At 59.3% G+C, this 18,248-nt stretch carries 17 protein-coding genes and 2 pseudogenes; 10 read left to right on the forward strand and 9 right to left on the reverse strand.

The window, feature by feature from the left end; all coding sequences use genetic code 11:
* Nucleotides 1–10: 10 nt before the first annotated feature.
* The 4 genes from queE to AYK65_RS28160 all read right to left on the reverse strand — a co-directional run bounded on the left by queE (nt 11) and on the right by AYK65_RS28160 (nt 3,768).
* Entirely contained in the window at nt 11–748 is a 738-nt protein-coding gene (gene queE, locus AYK65_RS28145) for a 7-carboxy-7-deazaguanine synthase QueE (protein ID WP_081162530.1), read from the reverse strand.
* Complete coding sequence (queD, locus tag AYK65_RS28150) at nt 745–1,101, reverse strand: 6-carboxytetrahydropterin synthase QueD (RefSeq protein ID WP_081162692.1); 357 nt, start codon at nt 1,099–1,101, stop codon at nt 745–747. Before queD ends, queE begins: the two co-directional genes overlap by 4 nt.
* A complete protein-coding gene (queC, locus tag AYK65_RS28155; protein WP_081162533.1) occupies nt 1,101–1,811 on the reverse strand; it encodes a 7-cyano-7-deazaguanine synthase QueC in 711 nt (236 codons plus the stop codon). The genes queD and queC overlap by 1 nt, the downstream gene beginning before the upstream one ends.
* A 142-nt stretch (nt 1,812–1,953) precedes the next feature.
* Nucleotides 1,954–3,768: an ABC transporter ATP-binding protein gene (locus tag AYK65_RS28160; RefSeq protein ID WP_081162535.1), complete on the reverse strand. Its 1,815-nt coding sequence runs from the start codon at nt 3,766–3,768 to the stop codon at nt 1,954–1,956.
* A 506-nt stretch (nt 3,769–4,274) separates the two neighbouring features.
* Between AYK65_RS28160 and galE the strand changes: the two genes are divergently transcribed.
* The 3 genes from galE to AYK65_RS28175 all read left to right on the forward strand — a co-directional run bounded on the left by galE (nt 4,275) and on the right by AYK65_RS28175 (nt 7,410).
* The gene (galE, locus tag AYK65_RS28165; protein ID WP_081162538.1) at nt 4,275–5,261 is read left to right on the forward strand and encodes a UDP-glucose 4-epimerase GalE; all 987 of its coding nucleotides are present in this window, start codon (nt 4,275–4,277) and stop codon (nt 5,259–5,261) included.
* Nucleotides 5,262–5,649: 388 nt separating this feature from the next.
* Nucleotides 5,650–6,726, forward strand: coding sequence for a diguanylate cyclase domain-containing protein (locus tag AYK65_RS28170; RefSeq protein ID WP_081162541.1), 1,077 nt, complete (start codon nt 5,650–5,652; stop codon nt 6,724–6,726).
* A 378-nt stretch (nt 6,727–7,104) separates the two neighbouring features.
* A complete protein-coding gene (locus AYK65_RS28175) occupies nt 7,105–7,410 on the forward strand; it encodes a PilZ domain-containing protein (protein WP_081162543.1) in 306 nt (101 codons plus the stop codon).
* Nucleotides 7,411–7,655: 245 nt separating this feature from the next.
* Here AYK65_RS28175 and AYK65_RS28180 read toward each other — a convergent pair whose 3' ends face one another.
* From AYK65_RS28180 to AYK65_RS28195, 4 genes are read right to left on the reverse strand one after another with little or no spacing between them, the layout of a single operon-like run.
* Nucleotides 7,656–8,660, reverse strand: coding sequence for an acyltransferase family protein (locus AYK65_RS28180; RefSeq protein ID WP_081162546.1), 1,005 nt, complete (start codon nt 8,658–8,660; stop codon nt 7,656–7,658).
* A 16-nt stretch (nt 8,661–8,676) separates the two neighbouring features.
* On the reverse strand, nt 8,677–9,957 hold the full coding sequence (locus AYK65_RS28185; protein WP_081162549.1) for an O-antigen ligase family protein: 1,281 nt from the start codon (nt 9,955–9,957) through the stop codon (nt 8,677–8,679).
* 7 nt (nt 9,958–9,964) lie between these two features.
* Nucleotides 9,965–11,230, reverse strand: coding sequence for a polysaccharide biosynthesis/export family protein (locus AYK65_RS28190; protein ID WP_026615119.1), 1,266 nt, complete (start codon nt 11,228–11,230; stop codon nt 9,965–9,967).
* Nucleotides 11,231–11,284: 54 nt separating this feature from the next.
* Nucleotides 11,285–11,965: a sugar transferase gene (locus AYK65_RS28195; RefSeq protein ID WP_026615120.1), complete on the reverse strand. Its 681-nt coding sequence runs from the start codon at nt 11,963–11,965 to the stop codon at nt 11,285–11,287.
* Between the two features lie 768 nt (nt 11,966–12,733).
* Between AYK65_RS28195 and exoX the strand changes: the two genes are divergently transcribed.
* From exoX to AYK65_RS33400, 3 genes are all read left to right on the forward strand, one after another.
* Complete coding sequence (exoX, locus tag AYK65_RS28200) at nt 12,734–13,024, forward strand: exopolysaccharide production repressor ExoX (protein WP_081162552.1); 291 nt, start codon at nt 12,734–12,736, stop codon at nt 13,022–13,024.
* Between the two features lie 153 nt (nt 13,025–13,177).
* On the forward strand, nt 13,178–14,200 hold the full coding sequence (locus tag AYK65_RS28205) for a glycosyltransferase family 2 protein (protein WP_081162695.1): 1,023 nt from the start codon (nt 13,178–13,180) through the stop codon (nt 14,198–14,200).
* Between the two features lie 150 nt (nt 14,201–14,350).
* Nucleotides 14,351–14,518 (forward strand): hypothetical protein, encoded by a 168-nt coding sequence (locus tag AYK65_RS33400; protein WP_244560135.1) that lies wholly within the window; start codon nt 14,351–14,353, stop codon nt 14,516–14,518.
* 63 nt (nt 14,519–14,581) lie between these two features.
* Here AYK65_RS33400 and AYK65_RS34000 read toward each other — a convergent pair.
* Nucleotides 14,582–14,638, reverse strand: a pseudogene (locus tag AYK65_RS34000) (cupin domain-containing protein); the annotation flags it as partial.
* Between the two features lie 1,027 nt (nt 14,639–15,665).
* Between AYK65_RS34000 and AYK65_RS28215 the strand changes: the two are divergent.
* The 4 genes and pseudogenes from AYK65_RS28215 to exoK all read left to right on the forward strand — a co-directional run bounded on the left by AYK65_RS28215 (nt 15,666) and on the right by exoK (nt 18,189).
* Nucleotides 15,666–16,238 carry a thermonuclease family protein gene (locus AYK65_RS28215; RefSeq protein WP_026615123.1) on the forward strand — a complete coding sequence of 191 codons (573 nt, stop codon included), beginning with the start codon at nt 15,666–15,668 and terminating at the stop codon, nt 16,236–16,238.
* A 19-nt stretch (nt 16,239–16,257) separates the two neighbouring features.
* On the forward strand, nt 16,258–16,515 hold the full coding sequence (locus AYK65_RS28220) for a hypothetical protein (RefSeq protein WP_081162555.1): 258 nt from the start codon (nt 16,258–16,260) through the stop codon (nt 16,513–16,515).
* 626 nt (nt 16,516–17,141) lie between these two features.
* Nucleotides 17,142–17,381: pseudogene (locus AYK65_RS28230) on the forward strand (acyltransferase); the annotation flags it as partial.
* A gap of 10 nt (nt 17,382–17,391) precedes the next feature.
* Nucleotides 17,392–18,189 carry an endo-1,3-1,4-beta-glycanase ExoK gene (gene exoK / locus AYK65_RS28235; protein ID WP_026615126.1) on the forward strand — a complete coding sequence of 266 codons (798 nt, stop codon included), beginning with the start codon at nt 17,392–17,394 and terminating at the stop codon, nt 18,187–18,189.
* Nucleotides 18,190–18,248 lie beyond the last annotated feature (59 nt).

Genomic DNA, 18,248 nt, shown 5'->3' on the forward strand with positions numbered 1-18,248 from the left:
TTGCGGCTCGTTATACGCCGCGCCTGTTGCCCCAGATCAGCACATGCAGTTGCGGCAGCACGCGTGCCTCGAACCACCTGTCCTCGGCGACCCTATCGACCAGCCAGCGCATGCGCGCCATGATGCCGTCTATGTCGATAGGCGCATCGTGCGCGTCTGCGGGCGGCGGCGTATGGTTGCCGGGCTGGAGATAGACAGGCAAATGCGGATGGCGTGCCGCAGCCGATCTCGCATAGTCATAGTCCGCCTCGTCGAACACGACGATCTTGAGCACGGTCTGGGGCTTGCCTTCCGACGCCCGCAGACAAGCGTCGAAGGCCTCCCAATCCGTCTCCATCCCGCTTGAGGGCGGCTTCGGGCTCAAGACCAGCACGTCGAGATCGGCGAACCAATCGCGGGCGACCGAGCCTTGCGTCTCCAGCGCAAAGCGATAGCCCTGCCCGTGGCCGCAGCAGATCAATTCGCCGAAAGGCTGGATCGCTGGATTACCGCCCGACAACGACACCATCAGGGGCTTTCCGCCGGATAGCCGCGTGACTTCCCGCCAGACCTCTTCCGTCGACATCGCGCGCCATTCGTCTCTGAAGCGGCTTTCGACCGCATGGAGGCTGTCACACCAGGAACAGCGGTAATCACAGCCGCCGGTCCTGACGAACACGGTCGGCAGTCCGATCAGCACCCCCTCGCCCTGGATCGTCGGACCGAAGATCTCGCTGACGCGGATCTCGGTCGGTTGCGCGCCGGTCATGGCCGGTATTCCGCCCAGGTCTTTGCCGTCTCGCTCACACGCACGGCCGTTGTCTCTGGAAGGCGCACCTTGCACCATTCGTAGAAATGCTGCGCCAGGCATTCCGCCGTCACCCGGTCGTGCCCGAGCACGTCGTTCAGGTGACGGTGGTCGAAAGTCTCGTCGATATAGTGCTTCAAAGGCGCAAGCTCGTGATAGTCCCGCACGAATCCATGCTCGTTCAGCGTCTCGGCGGAAAGCTCGACTTCGACGATATAGTTGTGCCCGTGCAGCCGCGCGCATTGATGCTCTGGCGGTAGGCTCTTCAACTGATGCGAGGCCGAGAAGTGAAACTCCTTGGTGATGCGGAACATCATCTGACCTCCTCAGCGGCAAAGGCGCCGGTGGCCGCGACCCAAAAATCCGGGTCGTCGTACTCCGTCGGGTCTGCAACACCGGCAAGATGGAAGGCCTCCCGCCGCTCGACGCAGGTGCCGCAACGCCCGCAATGGCGTTCACCGCCTTTGTAACAGGACCAGGTCTCGGCAAAGGGCGTTCCATGCTTCGCCCCGTCCGCAACGATGTCCGCCTTGGAGACATTGACGTAGGGCGCATAGAGCGTGACGTCCGCATAGCCTTCGAGCGCGTGGCTCTGCATCGCCTGGAAGGCATCGATGAAGCCTGGCCGACAGTCGGGATAGATGAAGTGGTCGCCGCCATGCACGGCGGTTGCCACCGCGTCCGCTTTGCGTGCGGCCGCGACGCCGAAGGCGATCGCGAGCATGATGGCGTTGCGGTTCGGCACCACCGTCGCCTTCATCGTCTCTTCCGCATAATGCCCGTCAGGCACGTCGACGTTGTCCGTCAGTGCCGAACCGGTTAGGTGGCGGCCGATTTCGCGAATGTCGATGACCTGGTGCGGAACGCCGAGGCGCCTGGCACAGGCCCCCGCGAAGTCCAGTTCCTTGCGATGCCGCTGGCCGTAGTCAAACGACAGAAGGCCGAGAAGCTCGTGTTCCGCCGCGACTTTGTGCGCAAGCGAAACGGAATCCAATCCGCCGGAGCAGATTACGATCGTTTTCATGATAGGTGTCCTTGTTTTGACCGGGTAGGCTGCGACCGGAGTGTTACCTGCCGGCCTTCTAGGCCAAAAGGGACCGTTTGTGAATGGCCGGCCGGTTGCAGGTGAGAGAAATTCCCACGCGCCCCCGGCCAGCCGCTTTCGGTCAGCCGTCGTTGAGGACGAGCCCCTTGGTCAGTTCCAGCGCCTGCCTTTCGAACAGGCTGCGGTAGATTCCGCTCTTCACCCGGATGAGTGTGGCATGGTCACCCTCCTCCGCGATGCGGCCGCGATCGAAGACAAGCAGGCGATCGAGCGCGCGCACCGTCGAGAGCCGGTGCGCGACGACCAGCGTGGTGCGCCCCATCATCAGCCGCTCCATCGCCTGCTGGATCAGCACCTCCGATTCGGAATCGAGGCTCGAGGTCGCTTCGTCGAGGATGAGAATCGGCGCATCAGCCAGGAAGGCCCTGGCGATGGCGACGCGCTGGCGCTCGCCGCCGGAGAGTTTCACGCCGCGTTCCCCCACCAACGTGCCATAACCTTTCGGTAGTGCCGTGATGAAGTCATGTGCGCTCGCGAGCCTTGCCGCCTCCTCTATCTCGCGCTGTGTCGCCCCGGGCCGAGCATAGGCGATGTTCTCCGCAAGCGAGCGGTGGAAGAGGATCGGCTCCTGCTGCACGATGGCGATCTGCTGGCGCAACGATGCCTGCGTGACCTCGGCGATGTTCTGCCCGTCGATGCGGATTTCGCCGGCCCTTACGTCGTGGAGGCGCTGGATCAGCTTGACGAACGTCGTCTTGCCCGAACCGGAGTGGCCAACGAGGCCGACACGCTCGCCGGCGCGGATCGTCACCGAGAACCCGTCATAGAGCGGCGCCCGATGCGCCCCATAGTGGAAGGTCACGTTGCGGAACTCGATCTTGCCGTCGCTAATCCGGATCGGCCTCGCGCCGGCCCGGTCTTCCACGCCGAGCGGCTGACCATGGATGTCGACGAGCTCCTCCATGTCGTTGATCGAACGCTGCAGGTTGCGGATATGCATCCCCACTTCCCTGAGATAGCCCTGCAGGATGAAGAAGGACGTGAGCACGAAAGTGAAGTCGCCGGCGCTTGCCTCCCCCCGCGCCCAGAGCAGGAGGGCGAAGCCGATGACCGCGGCGCGCAGCACGAGCAGCATCGCGCCTTGCGCCGTGCCGTTGAGCGTGCCCCGCGACCATGTGCGCCGGGTGCGCTTCTCCCATTTGCGCAACACTCTGGCGAGACGAGCGTCCTCGCGGTTCTCAGCACCGAAGCCCTTGACGACGATGTTGCAGCTCACCGCGTCGGCAAGCGCGCCGCCAAGCCGCGTGTCCCAGCTATTGGCAAGACTTGCCATCGGCGCCACATAGCCGAGCGACAGGGCGACGGTTACCGCGATGAAGACCACGGAGCCGAGACCGATGATCACCCCCATCATCGGCCAATACCAAGCCATCAGCGCCGTCGAACCCACGAGCATGACCACCGAAGGAAAGAGCGCGATAAGCAGCGTATCGTTCAGCAAGTCGAGCGCCCACATGCCGCGCGTCACCTTGCGCACCGTCGAGCCGGCGAAGCTGTTGGCGTGCCAGTCACTGGAAAACCGCTGAATGTGGTGGAAGGCGGCCGCGGCAATGTCCGACATCATCTTCAAGGTGAGACTGACAATGCTCATAAAGGTGATGTGTCTCAAGACGATGGCGCCGAGCGATAAGACCATCAGCATCAGGAAAGCCGTGATCGCCGCGTTCCAGGCGGCGGCGTCGCTTGCCGCACCCGACACGACTGCATCGACGAGCCGGCCGGAATAGAGCGGCGTCAGCACATCGGCGAGCGTCGACAAGAGGACAGCGCCGAGAATGGCGGCCAGTCGTACGGGCTGGCGCTTCCAATGGGCCCAGGAAAAGCGGAAAACGCTGCGGAAGGCGCGGTTGCGCGCCACGGAACGAACAAAGACCATATGAATTGCCCGGTGGCGAAGGCACCGGCCTCAATATCTGGTGAGCGTGGAAATGCCGTCGAGGAAAGGGATCAGTACGGCATCATCGAATCATCGGCTTCTTCTGCGAGAAGCGGTCGGGCGATGACGATTTTGGGCTGTGGCAAGGAGCAGCAAGCGCTCCCGTCACAGGGTCAGGATCGTGGCCCGCCCCGTAGGGAGTAGGAAAAATCTGCCATCGTAACCTCCCTAATCTGATTGCCGGATGACTGCTTATAGTTGAAGCGGCTGTACACGCCAAGCGCGATTATTGTGCCTGCGGCGACATCCGCCGCGATGCTGCATGTTTGCAACAGTTGCCCACGACGGGGGCCCTCCTCGATACGCGAGTGCAGTTAGTCCGGCGAAGCTGTTGAAAAGGCCGCCGTTTTGCAGAACTTTCACAATGTGTTGGAAATTTCGCCGCTATTCCTTGGCAGGCGTGTCCCATTCCTGTCGTTCAGATGTCATTCCCCAAGAGGTTGCCCGTGCAGAACAACAATATTCTCGTCGTCGGCGGCGCCGGCTATATCGGCTCCCACACCTGCCTCCAGCTCGCCGCCAAAGGTTACCAACCCGTCGTCTACGACAACCTCTCCAACGGCCATGAGGAATTCGTCAAGTGGGGCTCTTTGGAAAAGGGCGACATCCGCGACCGGCAGCGCCTCGATGAAGTTCTTGCGCGCTACAAGCCGCGCGCGATCCTGCACTTCGCGGCGATGATCGAGGTCGGCGAATCGGTCAAGGACCCAGCGGCCTTCTACGACAATAACGTCATCGGCACGCTCACTCTCTTGTCGGCGGCGCTTGCCGCCGGCATCGACGCTTTCGTCTTTTCGTCGACCTGCGCGACCTACGGCCTGCCGGACAGCGTCCCGATGGACGAAACCCACAAGCAGGCGCCGATCAATCCCTATGGCCGCACCAAATGGATCTGCGAACAGGCGCTGAAGGACTATGGCCTCTACAAAGGCCTGCGCTCGGTTATCCTGCGTTATTTCAACGCCGCCGGCGCCGATTTCGAGGGCCGCATCGGCGAATGGCACGAGCCGGAGACCCACGCCATCCCGCTCGCAATCGAGGCGGCACTCGGGCGACGCGATGGCTTCAAGGTGTTCGGGACGGACTACGACACGCGCGACGGTACCTGTGTGCGCGATTATATCCACGTGCTCGATCTGGCGGATGCGCATGTGCGTGCGGTCGACTATCTGCTCGAAGGCGGCGAGAGCGTCGCGCTCAATCTTGGGACCGGCACCGGTACGACGGTCAAGGAGCTCGTGAGCGCGATCGAGAAGGTTGCCAAGCGGCCGTTCAATGTCGGCTATGCCGGGCGCCGCGAAGGCGACTCCACGACGCTGGTCGCCAACAACGACAAGGCCCGTGAGGTGCTTGGCTGGGAGCCGCAATACGATCTCGCGGCGATCACCGAATCCGCCTGGAACTGGCATTCGCGCCAGAATCACGGCGGCTGATTTTCCGAGCAACGAGAGCGGCTGCCTCTCGAAAAGGGAGGCGGCCCAATTTTCGGTTTTCCGATGCGCTCGCGAGGCACCTCACGCGTCGCCTTCAAAACGCATTCATGCGAGGGTGCTTTCCTTGGCATTGCGGTGGTGTCGTCTCAGCCCTCTTCGAGGACAGTGCGTAGTTTTTAAGTATTTTTTATCGCTTATTAATAGATATAACTATACTCTGAGCTGTCCGATCAGATGCACTCGCGTCAATACAACCGCATGAACGCGGGTCGGGCGGGACAAACTCTTGCCGCCAGCAATTTATACGAGGTGTTAGCCTCACGCCTACCTGTTCGATGTTGTCGCAGGTGCTGTTGCCTGCGAACGCCTTCATAAAGGGCGCTGCATCATGGCAATTATCAATCCCTCTCCGAAACAGCTTTCGGAGCAGAGCCGCAAGGAACTTTACTACACAGTCTTTTCTACTTTGTGCCGGTTAGAAATCGACGTATCGCCGGTGAACTATGAAATGATGTACGACATTATCAGTGGCAACAATCCGGAACTTCGGGAGAAATTTGCACGGCTGAACAAGCCAATCTCCGAGGAAGATCTCGGTGCGCTGGCACGCATTTATCTGCCGCATCACTTCGCAAACTCGATACACGATGAGTCCGCAAATCGCTTGCAGAGCGAATTGACGACCCTGAAAGAGTCTTTGCTATCTGGCCAGAATTCGCTCTCAAACTACTCCAATATGCTTGGTCAGGCGACGGGCAAGATCTCGTCCGCCGATCCCCGGGATGTGAAAACGATCCAATCCCAGCTTCAGGCGATCCGTCATATGACCGAGGCGCAGCAGTCGGCGAGCACGCAGATTCTCGATCGGGTCTCGACCCAAATATCAACCGTCGCGGCCATTGCGAACGATGTGGAGGAATTCGAACGCGCGAAATTTACCCATCTCGCCACCAATCTCGCCAATCGGCGTGGGTTCAACAAGAAGCTCGCCGAACTCTATGGCGGCGAACGTTATCCCGACGGAGTGTCGCTCCTTCTCTGCAACCTTTTGGCGCTGGAGCCGTTCGATGCCAAAGAGCGCATCAAGTTGAAAGAAGCGGTTCTCGAGCGTCTCGGGTTCGTTGTGGCGCGAACGGTGCAGCCCACTGATTTCGCCGCCTGGCTTGACCGACCGCAGATCGGCATCCTTGTCGGGACGACGGCAGAGGCGGAAATCCAAAAGATCGCGGACCATATCAAAAAGAGCTGCCTTGCGGCGCTTGATAGCCGGCAGGCAAAAATGCCCGTTGTCACTGGGCGCTTCGGCTGCAGCGCCAGTTATGATGCCGGCACGGCATCGGAACTGGTCGGGCAAGCGGAAAAGGCCCTGCAGATCGCCACAGAGACCACAAGCGATAGGGTCGTGTTCTTTTCAGGCGGCGCTGCTGCCGGCGCTCGCAAAGACTGGATGCTCTACCGCAATTGACTTGAAGAGATCGCGACAATTGCGATCGCCATGGCAAGCTTTGAGATACTTATATTCGCATTGGCGATTGGCCGGCTCGCAGAAGGCGCGCACTTCCTCTTAATGGGATTTTAACTGAGAGCCGCAACAGTGCGAGACATCACTGACTTGCGATAGTCAAAAACAACAGCGGTCGTTGTGGATATCGAGCACCGCATAGAGCGGCAAGAATGCCGCTAAATTTTCTGAGGTCAGTTATGAAGGTTTTCATGAATGTTACTTTGGAAAGTAGGTATACAGCATGGTCTGTCCTATGCGAGGAATGTTATACATTATTTACACATATTCTAATAAAATGACTGTCGGTGATTGTTATCGATGATTATCGAGAGGAACGATATGGCGTACAAGGATAGCGTCGAGCGCATTTCTCCGCGAGCACAAACAAAGATAACTGGGAACGTTAGTTGTACGACGGGATCGAGCAACGGCGTCGTAAAGGATCTTTCCGACGAGGGTATTTGCTTTCAGCTCTTTTTCGACATTGGCGCCCGCACAGGGCAGGAAGTCACTATACGCAGCAATGAGCTCGGACTGCTGACCGGTATTGTCCGATGGAACAGAGGCAACCGGATAGGCATCAAGCTCAAGCTGTCGTCCAACACTGCGGCGCAGATTGCTTCATATTACAAATTCTTTCGTTGATTGAGCTGCGTAAGGTGGGTCGCTCACAATCGACAGAGATCGGACAGGCCGACCGCATGTGATTGGCCGCCAGGGGGCTTCGATGCCTTGCTGAGATTCAACTTACTAAGCGCCCATGTTTGCTTAATGCATGTCGCCGTAACGTGTGCAGCAGGCTGAACGACGGCATGAATAAAAACAGGAACCTAAGCACGTCGAATTAAGGCGTTTGAACGCTACGTTCACAGACCCTTGGCGACATTGCATTATTCGCCTGCCCGGCCGGCAAGGCTTTGGACCGGGCGGGCTCGCCCGCGCTGCATGAGCGGTCGTTCCAGCGTCAAATAGGCAACGACGCCGAGAAGCGCTCCCGACAGCGCGGCGACAACCATCGATATCATGGGATCAAGGCCTAGCACCGAACCCGCCTTTGCGGCCACCGAAATCGCGAAGGTGTGCCAGAGATAGATCGAATAGGAAGCGTTGCCGAGGAGCGTCGGCAAAGCCACGGCTCGCATGCAACCATGCGCCTCGAGTGAAAGGATGCCGAGGACGAGCCCAACCGCCAGCGGGCCGATCGTCAACTCGTCAAAGGGCAGTCGCAGGAGACCGATAAGGGCAAAGCCGCCCAACGAACAGGCGATCAGCGCGGAACCGGTGGCGAGCGGCGGAACCCTGCCCTTCAGCCAGAACTCGCCGATGAACATGCCGGCAACGAACTCCAGAATGATCGGCCGTGTATAGGTCAGCATCACCGCATTGTCGAAACCGAATAAGAAGCCTGCGGTCACCAGCACGAGGAACAGGCCGGTGATGGCCGGCAGGCGCCGGTTGCGCGGCAAAATGAGAAAGACCGCGAACACCGCATAGAAGAGCATCTCGAAATTGAGGGTCCAGCCCTGCACGAGGACCGGCCAGATTTCGCCGCTGCTCGGGGAACGCGCCGGGACAAAAAACAGTGACGACAGGACGTGTTCAGGTGTCAGGACCATGTTGGGAAAGAGGCCCGCCACGGCTCCGGCAACCATCACCGCCGTCGCGAGCCAGTAGACGGGCACGATGCGGCGGACGCGATCGGCGATGAACTTTGCCGGCGTCACGGCCCGGTGATCGCTGATGACCCACATGATGAAGCCGCTGATGACGAAAAAGACGTCGACCCCCGCGGCTCCGATGGCGAAATGGTGTCCGGTCTTCTCCGCCGCGTGAAAGATCACGACGGCGAGCGCCGCCGCAGCACGGAGATACTGGATTCCATGAATCGTCTTCATCGGCCGTTCACGGGCATCATTGGCTGAGTCCGGACCTGTAATGCAACGGCCGTGCCTGTGGTTGCCAAGGCCACACCGCGGCCGGTCGGCGCCGCGCGATCGTCAGCTTTCCTGCGGTGAAATAAAGGAGGAAGGATCCGACGTGATAAGGATTGAGCACGTCGACTTCGACGAAGGCCCGTATGAGGAGCAGCATGGCGACACCGAAAAGCACCATGGCTTCCGGATCGCGATCTTCCGAGAGCACGCGCTTCAGCTGTCCGAAAACGGCTGCGACCAGCACCATGGTTATGAGTGCAAGCCCGATCAAGCCCGTCTCTACAGCGGCCTCGATGAAGGTATTGTGGAAATGGAAGCCGGCGCGCGCGGTAATGTAGAACTCCTCCCACAAACGCTCGGCCTCGGAGAAGCCCTGCACCCAATAGGCCTGGTAACCAAGGCCGACGATGGGCGCCGCCTTCGCCGCCTCTATCCCCTGCTGCCAGAGGTAGGTACGGCCGGTAAGCGTAGAATCCTTGCCGAAGGCGCCGAGGATCAGGTCGACGCCGCCGGCATAGACCATCGCGACGGCGGCAACGCTGCCGAAAACCGCCGCGGCAAGGAAAAGGACTTTGCGGCTCGCCGGCCTCAGCGCCAAGATCGCCCGCGTGCCGAGCGACAGTCCGACGACCGCGGCGGTCGTCAGGACGGAAGTCGCCGATTGGGAGGCGAACAGCGAATAGGCAGAAAGCGCTCCTGCCGCCCCCGCCGCGCCCATCCACAGCCCCCTTTCGCCCAGCGTGAAGACCGCGACGAGGGCGAAATAGATGCCGAGCGAGGCGTAAAAGCCCAACTGGTTCTTCGATGCGAATGCGCCGACGAAGCTGTAGGTACCGTCCAGCGGATCGTAATGATAGATGCCAAACAACAGCGAATAGACGAGGACGATCGAGACACCGGCGATCATCCCGCGCGTCAAGGTGCGGATATCGATCGTGCGCATGGCGATCAGCGCGCAGACGACATGGCTCAGGTACTGAATGCCCGTGCGCATCGTCACGCTAGGTGCGGCCGACCAGAAAACCGTCAGACAGGCGAAGATCGTGAAGGCGATTATCCAGAGATATCTGGCGTAGTTGCCGAGAACCACGCGGTAGTCGACCAGCACGAGCGGCAGCCACAGCCCATAATAAAAGAGGATCGAAACCTGTCCGAAGCGGGTCGAATAGGCGAAGACGAACAGCGACAGGGCTACGGCGCATGCACCGTAGCCCTCGTTCGCTCCTGGGCTCACGAGGCTCGCCTTGGAGATCCTCATACCCGCCTCATCGCATTGCTAATGCGGAATTCACCTTGATGACGTCGCCAGGCAGCACAGGGGTGTTCTCGTCCGCCGCGATCTCCGTCGGCTTGCCATCCTTTTCGCGGACAATCGTGTAAGTAATCGTCGCGGCCTGTTCTTCAAGTTGCGCCGCTTCCGCCGATTGCATCAGCGCCTCCGTCATGAGATCTCGGCTCGTGCCGAGCTTCAACGTCAGCGTATCGAGTTCGGCTTCGGTATTCTGCAGCTCCTGAGCGAGTTGGGCATCCCAATCGTTGCGCAGATTGGTCTCGTCCTGCGCCGCCTTGCTCGCGTCCTGCTTCGCCTTTAGCGACGCCGTGTCGATATCGAGAAGCTGCGATTGGACGTCCGCAACCCGCTGCTCCAGCGAAAGCTTGCGCTGGCTGAGCGCCAGGCCCTTCTCGGCGAGGCTGTCGACCTTGTCGCGGTCCTCCATGGCGAGCTCGAGCTGGCGCTGCTGCGTTTCGGATTTCTTCGCAAGCGATTCGATCTCGCTTTGAAGAAGCGATCTGAGATCGGCGAGTGCATCGAGTTGGCGCTGCTGCCGCTTGTCGCGCGATTCCATCAGCGCCGTCTCGCTCTCAAGTAGCTTGTCTGCGCCCGGCACGTTTGTCAGTTCCTCGGGCAGTGTGATCTTGTCACGCCTGGCGATTTCCGCCTGGAGGCGGGCACGACGAATAAGCAGTCGGCTGCGCTCTGCCACCTGAACTGCCGATTCTCCGCTAGCGTTGATGAAGTCGCGGGCAAACCGCTGCCCATTGTCGGCCTGCTTCAGCCCTCCCCCGAGGCTGATCGCTTTCAATACTGTCATGTTCGGGGCATAGGGATATTCGCCAGGCGTTTCCACCTCGCCGGAAAGGTAGACCGGACGGTACTGCGCCATCTCGACCGAGGCGGACGGGCGGTCCCGGAGACCGAAGAGCTTCTGCATCTTTATCCCGATCTCTTCCGCGACTTCTGTCGTCGTGCGGCCGCTCGCGGGCAAATCACCGACGAAGGGCAAGGAAACATTGCCGGACGCACCGACCGTGTACTCGCCGCTGACTGCCGACCAGTCGCGAACCGTGCCTTCGGCGGTCTGCCATTCGGCTACGCGAATCCGGAGCTTGTCCATCACGCCGAGGCGATATTCGTCGGCCCGCGCCATGGACGCCCCGGCGGTTGCGAGAGCCGCAATGAGCGCGAAGCGGGTAATATAAGAAAGCGTGCAGGAACCAGCGGATTTCCCTGAAGTTCTGATCAGTTGCATTTTGAGATTTTCTCGTTGCTTGACGTCGCCCCGAACCGGGCCAGCGCCAAGATTTCAATAGCTGCCGCGGGAGAAGCAGACGGCGGGGATAGTCTTGAAGACAATGACAAGGTCGGCCAGAAGCGACCAATTCTGGACATATTGTGTGTCGAACGCCACGCGGGCGTCATAGGATACATCGTTGCGGCCGCTGATTTGCCAAAGACCTGTCAGGCCCGGACGCGAGCGCAGATAGTAGACGGCGGCCGAATCGTAGAGCTCGAGCTCGTCTTCGACCACCGGGCGGGGGCCGACGATGCTCATTTCACCGCGAATGATGTTAAGGAGCTGCGGCAGCTCATCGAGGCTGAGTTTGCGCAGAACGCTTCCGACGACAGTCACACGCGGATCGTTCTGAAGCTTGCGAGTGGTACGCCATTCCTCGTGGGCTTCGGGATTGGCCTTGAAATAGTTCCTCAGCACCTGATCGCCATTTTCCACCATCGTGCGGAATTTGAGGCACTTGAAGGACTGGCCATTGTGGCCGATTCGGCGATGCCCATAGAAAACACTGCCGCCGTCGGAAAATTTGACGAGCGTCATGATGAGCAGGAAGAGGGGACTGAAGAGGATAAGAGCCAGGGACGCGGCAGCAATGTCGAAGCTGCGTTTTGCCATGCCCCCGATAGGTCGGACGGCTCCTGTCTCCTCGGGGATGAAAAACGGCGAACTGGCCGAGCGAGTCGCGGACTTCATAGAGGTGACTCCATTTAGGTTGGCGATTGTCGGTCCCGTGGGACGCGGGCTCACTAGCGCGAGTGTATGGTGAGATTTTGTCTTTTGAAGGCGGAATGATGGCAGCCTTCTGACGCCTCTGCCCAAAGCGGTTCGGAGGCGTATTCATCGCGAAATATTACGAAAAGTTAAGTATGATGATTGGAAATTACAACCAGGATAGTTTGTCACAAGGCTGCCATGCGGAAGCATCGCCACGGATTAATTATTTCGAATTATAAAGTATTGGAATTGTCGGATCATTTTTTCATTGGAGGACGCGGAGCCGATCGTTGCGCCAAATTGACGACGGCCAATTTCCCCAGGTTTTTTGCAGTGCATCATGATATTGCACTGCACAGTTTCTGCGGCGTATTATGTCAGACGTTGTAACAAAAGTTGATCAACGAAAGTCAGGGCAGCAGACGCGAATGATGCAGCAACCAGAAGGAGTTCGCGTTTTCCCCCTACAATTTTACGGGTTTCAGTCGAGTTCCCTCCGCCTTCAAACTTCGCTCGGAAATAACTATATATTTCAAAGGAACATATTCGTGATTACACCCATTAGAGTCACACGCAATGAGCCGACTGTTAAAGAGGACGGAAAGATTTCCGACGTAACATCGAGGGCTACAAAGTAGCGTTTGCATGTTGAAGAGAAAAGCGGGCACCAATATAGTGACCGTACAGGAGGAGAGGACGAAAGTCCGATGACCGTTCCAGTCTTAGATCCGGGAGCAAGTTAGCGCCATGTTCGCACCGCGCTTTTTTGTGAGCATGATTGGCGCTTTAACGGCTTTTGCCGTCGCAACCTATTTCCTCAGCGGTTCGCTTGCTTCAACCGCGATTCAGACGCTGATTTGTGCCATACTCATGCAGGTAGGCTATTTCGTCACCGTCCTGTTCCTGGTTTGGAAGGAGGCGCGCGAACGTCGCCGAATGTCCTTGCAAAAGGTGACGGTCGAGCCAGCGAATGACGAGATGCAATCGGGCAAGGTCTCCTTGCGCAGGCTCAATCGACCGCATCATTTCAATTCCTGAAACCGCGCTGACGCGCGCGGGTTTGCGCTTCCCTGGCAACTGCAAAAAAGTTGTCGTTTGACGCGTTTGCGACACGATCGCGCGGCATGGTCCCGCGTGCCCGGCGGGAATATGGATCGCGTCGGCGCATCCGATGACCTGCTGGAGGCCCGTATGACCGCATCGACGCCCGCAAACGTCTGCATTATCATTGCCGCGAAGAACGCCGCCGACACCATAGCGAGAGCAATTGCCTCTGCGCTGGCCGAACCGGAGGCGACGGAAGTCGTCGTGATCGACGACGGTTCGACCGATGATACCGCGGCCGCAGCGCGGGGCGCCGACGACGGGACCGGACGGCTGAATATCGTTCGCTTCGACGAGAACCGCGGCCCTGCCGCGGCACGCAATCATGCAATCTCGATCTCGCGCTCCCCGCTTCTCGGCATCCTCGACGCGGACGATTTCTTTTTTCCTGGCCGCCTGCGGCAGCTGCTCGCGGAGGACGGCTGGGACTTCATCGCCGACAACATCGCCTTCATCGATGCAACGCAGGCGGCGAGCGCTCACGGCAAGATCGACCGTTTCGCACCGAGCCCTCGTCTCATCGACCTTATCGGCTTTGTGGAGGGGAACATCTCGCGGCGCGGTGTGCGCCGCGGCGAAATCGGGTTTTTGAAGCCGCTGATGCGGCGCGCCTTCCTCGACGAACATCGGCTTCGCTACAATGAGACCCTACGCCTTGGTGAAGACTATGATCTCTACGCGCGGGCGCTGGCGAAGGGAGCACGCTACAAGATCATTCATAGCTGCGGCTATGCCGCTGTCGTCCGCGGCAATTCACTAAGCGGCAACCACCGGACGATCGACCTCAAACGTCTATACGAGGCCGACCGGACGATTCTCGCCGAAACTCGACTGAGCAGGGCTGCCGAGGCCGCCCTGCGCCGGCACGAACGCCACATCCGCGACCGCTACGAGCTGCGGCATTTTCTCGACGTCAAGAATCAGAAAGGCCTAATAAGCGCGGCCGCCTATGCGTTCAGCCATCCGGGCGCGCTGCCGGCAATTGCGGGCGGAATCCTTGCGGACAAAACCGAACGCTTTCGCCGCCGGTCGGCGGCACCCCTGGCAATTGGTGGAACAGGCGATGTTCGCTATCTGCTGGAGGCGTTCGCGGCGGAACGTCCGAAGTGAGCGGAGGCTAAGCGCGTCTAAAGAGCGTCGCGTCCAATCGAAATTCATGCGATGTGGAGGCGGCCCGACAGGCGGGCGCAATATTCTAGCCGCGGAAAAAGTGCGGCGGAGAATCGGCCAGCCCTTACGCAAAATGTGGAATCTTGGCGTATGTCTGCGCAACAGACATACGCCATCGACTTGGGCCACTATTCAGCCCGGCGGCGGACCCATTATCTCGAGTCCAAACTGGACCGCCGCCATGGTCGCAATCTCGTCCGGGTTCTCGTCTCCCAGATCGGCAACTACCTCGAAGAAGTGTTCAAAGTCTGCGGGTAGGATGACGGTCAAGAGGCGGCCGGGGACCGTACCAATGTTCTTGAAGGAGTGGACCTGACGGCGGGGTAACAATGCGATACAGCCGGGGCTGATGTCGAATACTTCATCGCCACGCCAAATTTCGAAACGTCCCTTCGATCACTTAGGAGATTTCATCTTCCCGGCTATGGCGGTGCAGCGGTGCAGCGACATCTGGCGGCACCATCTCCTCGATCACGGATGCGTCGAGCCTGCCGGCTGAATCGCGACGAATGATCATGGTCTCACCGAAAACCTCGAGTGCGCAGTCCGCTTTCGCTCGGGGTGCATTGCTCCCCGGTTGTGCCATCCCGCTCGTCCATCAGTCTTACTCAGCACCATAGTCCTGTGCCGGACCCATCTCAAGACTCGCCTGCGAGTCTGGCCGTCAGGTCGCCGCCTATCTGGCCGCTGCGCGGATTGAAGACAGCAACACTTTATTCAGGCCTTGGGGCGAGGCAAACCCGGTCTTCCACGTCCTTCAGATTTCTTAAGCAAGACGAACCCTTATACCTTTTGCCCGGTAGGCGGTTTGTCAGGAACTCAACCTGAGAGTCCACACTTCAATTAAGGGCTGGGGCGAACCGGTCGCGCTCCTTTCACTCAGACGTAAACGCCTTGGGCGTGCAATTGCCTGAAGGGTCACCACCTGGTGGCTCGGGAATTGCCTGGCAGGGCGCGTCGGCGCGTGACGTCCGACCTTGCGGGCGCGATTCGCGGCCGGCCGCTGACCACGGATGTACTGGCAAGGCAGAGCCGCGAAGCGGAAAAGGTCGGGGCAGCCCGGCCTTTTTGTTTCCGGCATGCCGCGGCCGGCAGGAACGGTTTTCATCACTCCGCGTTACCGCTTCGATGGCAACAACACGGAGTTGCGCGATGAAAGGCATCATTCTCTGGCTGATGGGTGTCCCCCTTATCGTCATTATCCTCCTTTACATGTTCGTCTTCTGACCGTGCTTGCGAGTCGCATCCCTCTTGCCGCCGTTGGCCGGCTCCCGCGCGATGGTATGCCTCGCGAGCATTGTCCGATTGCGCGCCGAGGCCGCCATTCACCCACAATTTTGAAGGATGCGAAGGGCGATCAACCTGGGTTAGCCTGACCGCAGACGGGACTGAACGGGAATGGGGCATGAATCGCACCGGGAGCGCTGCAGAGATTTGCGGCAAGAAAGCGCCGTCGCGAAGCTTGCTCGCCCTAGCGATACGAAGGGTCCGTGCCGCACTGGCATGGTTTTTGTTAAGCCAAAGCGCCGCGGCTTCGGAAGCCCTCATCGGCTACGCCTTCGTGATCGACGGCGATACTATTGAAATTGCGGGCGAACGCATCCAACTTAACGGCGTGGATGCGCCGGAAGCGTGGCAAGTCTGCCTCGATGAAACAGGAACGGATTACCGGTGCGGCAAGGAATCGGCCTCGGCCTTGGACACATTTCTCTCGGCATCGCGTCCGACGCGTTGCGAGTTCGTCGCGCGCGATCGCTATGGCCGATTTGTCGGGACATGTTTTCGGGCCGACGGCAAGGATGTGAACCGCTGGCTCGTCGAGACCGGCAACGCGATCGATCGGGGAACATATGGCAGTGGTCTCTACGCCTCCGCCCAGCAAATGGCGAGGTCGATAGGTGCCGGAATCTGGCGTGGGCAGCCCGATCGTACCTGCGCGGCGCGCCCCGGACGCGTGAACCAAAAGCCAACCTGCTGAAGGCTGCAAACGAGGCTCTATGATCGCCGAACTCTGGATCTTGTGCGCTATTGGTACTGCCGTCATCGCAGCGATCCGGGGCGGTCATAGTCTGCGCTGGTTGCTGATCGGCTGCATTCTCGGACCGGTAGGAGTTCTCGCGGCAATCTTCATGCCTTCGCTGAAATCGAAAGAGCCGGATGTTGCCGCCAAGCGCCAGATCGAAATCGACGAACTGACAAAGCCGCTCCAAGGAAGCGACACCAAGACCGTTTCCGCAAAGTCGAAACAGCAATAGGCGGAAACGGCGCGGCCGGCTGCTACACATGAGCCATCAAAAAGGCCCGCCGATTCGGCGGGCCTGGATTGGTGATGAAACGATTAAAGTATGTAAAGCAATATCGCGCTGCGAGAAGCACTTTTCCAGTAACATTTTAGGGGCGATTGCCAGGCAACGGAGATCGAGCGCGGCCCTGTTTGGCGTCCTCGTCACGTCCACGGAGCGCAGAATCTTTTCGGCTATGAAGCTGACGTGCCGCCAAAGGATCGCCCGATGGTCGCCGCATTTCCTTCATTTAAACGCTGAAATTCCCCTCTTTTCCTCACCTGAAAAGCTTTCTACCGAAAAATTCACAGCCGCAAAACTCAACCGGAGGTAGCCCCAGGAATTTACGGGGAACAATTTCTGCAACATACGATGAAACCGGGATTTTTTGCCAGAAAGCATGCGCGGAGGGCAGCAGCTCGATTTGCGGTGGCTCGCCGCTTAGGTGCAGTGCAGCATGATTTCATTCACTTTGCTGCTGCGCTGCCATATTTTTTCTTCGAGGATGCCCTAGTCTCTTCGGTGCGGGCCTAAGTCTGCTCTGTTGAAACGGTCGCCGCCGAGGCGCCGCCTGATCGGGAGTGACTGAAATCGTGAGTATGGACGCGAATGTCTCCTCGCGCATCAATCTGATGCGCATTCTGCTGACCTCGAGCATCGGTTTTGCGCATATCCCCTACAACCCGCAGTCGAGCCCCCTTCTCGGCACCTATGGGTTCGTCAACTGGCTTCGCGTCTTCCTCTGCGAGGGCCTTATTCGGATCGGCGTCCCCTGCCTGAGCGCGATCTCCGGCTATCTCCCGTTCCGGCGCGGGGCCGCGGACTTCGCCCATTGGAAGGTATAAAACAATGAAACTCGACCGCAACTGCCGCCTGTGTCTCGCTCTCGTTGCGATGCTTCCTCTTGCAGGTGCAGCCGCAGCGCAAGAGGGCGCCAATGGCAGCTCTTTCATGGATGATTTCGACACCCTCGACACCCGTGTCTGGTACGTCTCCGACGGCTGGAACAATGGCGCCCACCAGAACTGCACCTGGTCGAAGAAGCAGGCCAAGACCGTCAACGGCATTCTCGAGCTGACCTTCGAGGAGAGGAAGGAAGGCGAGCGCAATTTTGCTTGCGGTGAGATCCAGACGCGCAAACGTTTCGGCTACGGCACCTACGAGGCAAGGATCAAGACCGCCGATGGTTCCGGGCTCAACTCCGCTTTCTTCACCTATATCGGTCCCGCCGACAAGAAGCCACATGACGAGATCGATTTCGAGGTGCTGGGCAAGAACACGGCGAAGGTGCAGCTCAATCAGTACGTATCGGCGACAGGCGGAAACGAGTTCCTGGCCGACGTCCCGGGCGGTGCCAACCAGGGCTTCAACGATTACGCATTCGTCTGGGAGAAGAACCGGATCCGCTACTACATCAACGGCGAACTGGTTCACGAGGTAACGGATCCCGCCAAGATACCGGAGAACGCCCAGAAGATCTTCTTCAGCCTTTGGGGAACGGACACGCTCACGGACTGGATGGGCACCTTCTCCTACAAAGAGCCGACAAAGCTGCAGGTCGATCGCGTCGCCTTCACCGCCGCCGGCGACGAGTGCCAGTTTGCCGAGTCGGTTGCCTGCCGGCTGGAACTGACCAGGACTGAGTAAATCTCCATTAGTTGAGCATTTGATCCGCATTGTTGCGGTGCACACAGAATTGAACTAAG

Origin of the sequence: Ensifer aridi (assembly GCF_002078505.1) — a bacterium.
Taxonomy (GTDB): domain Bacteria; phylum Pseudomonadota; class Alphaproteobacteria; order Rhizobiales; family Rhizobiaceae; genus Sinorhizobium; species Sinorhizobium aridi.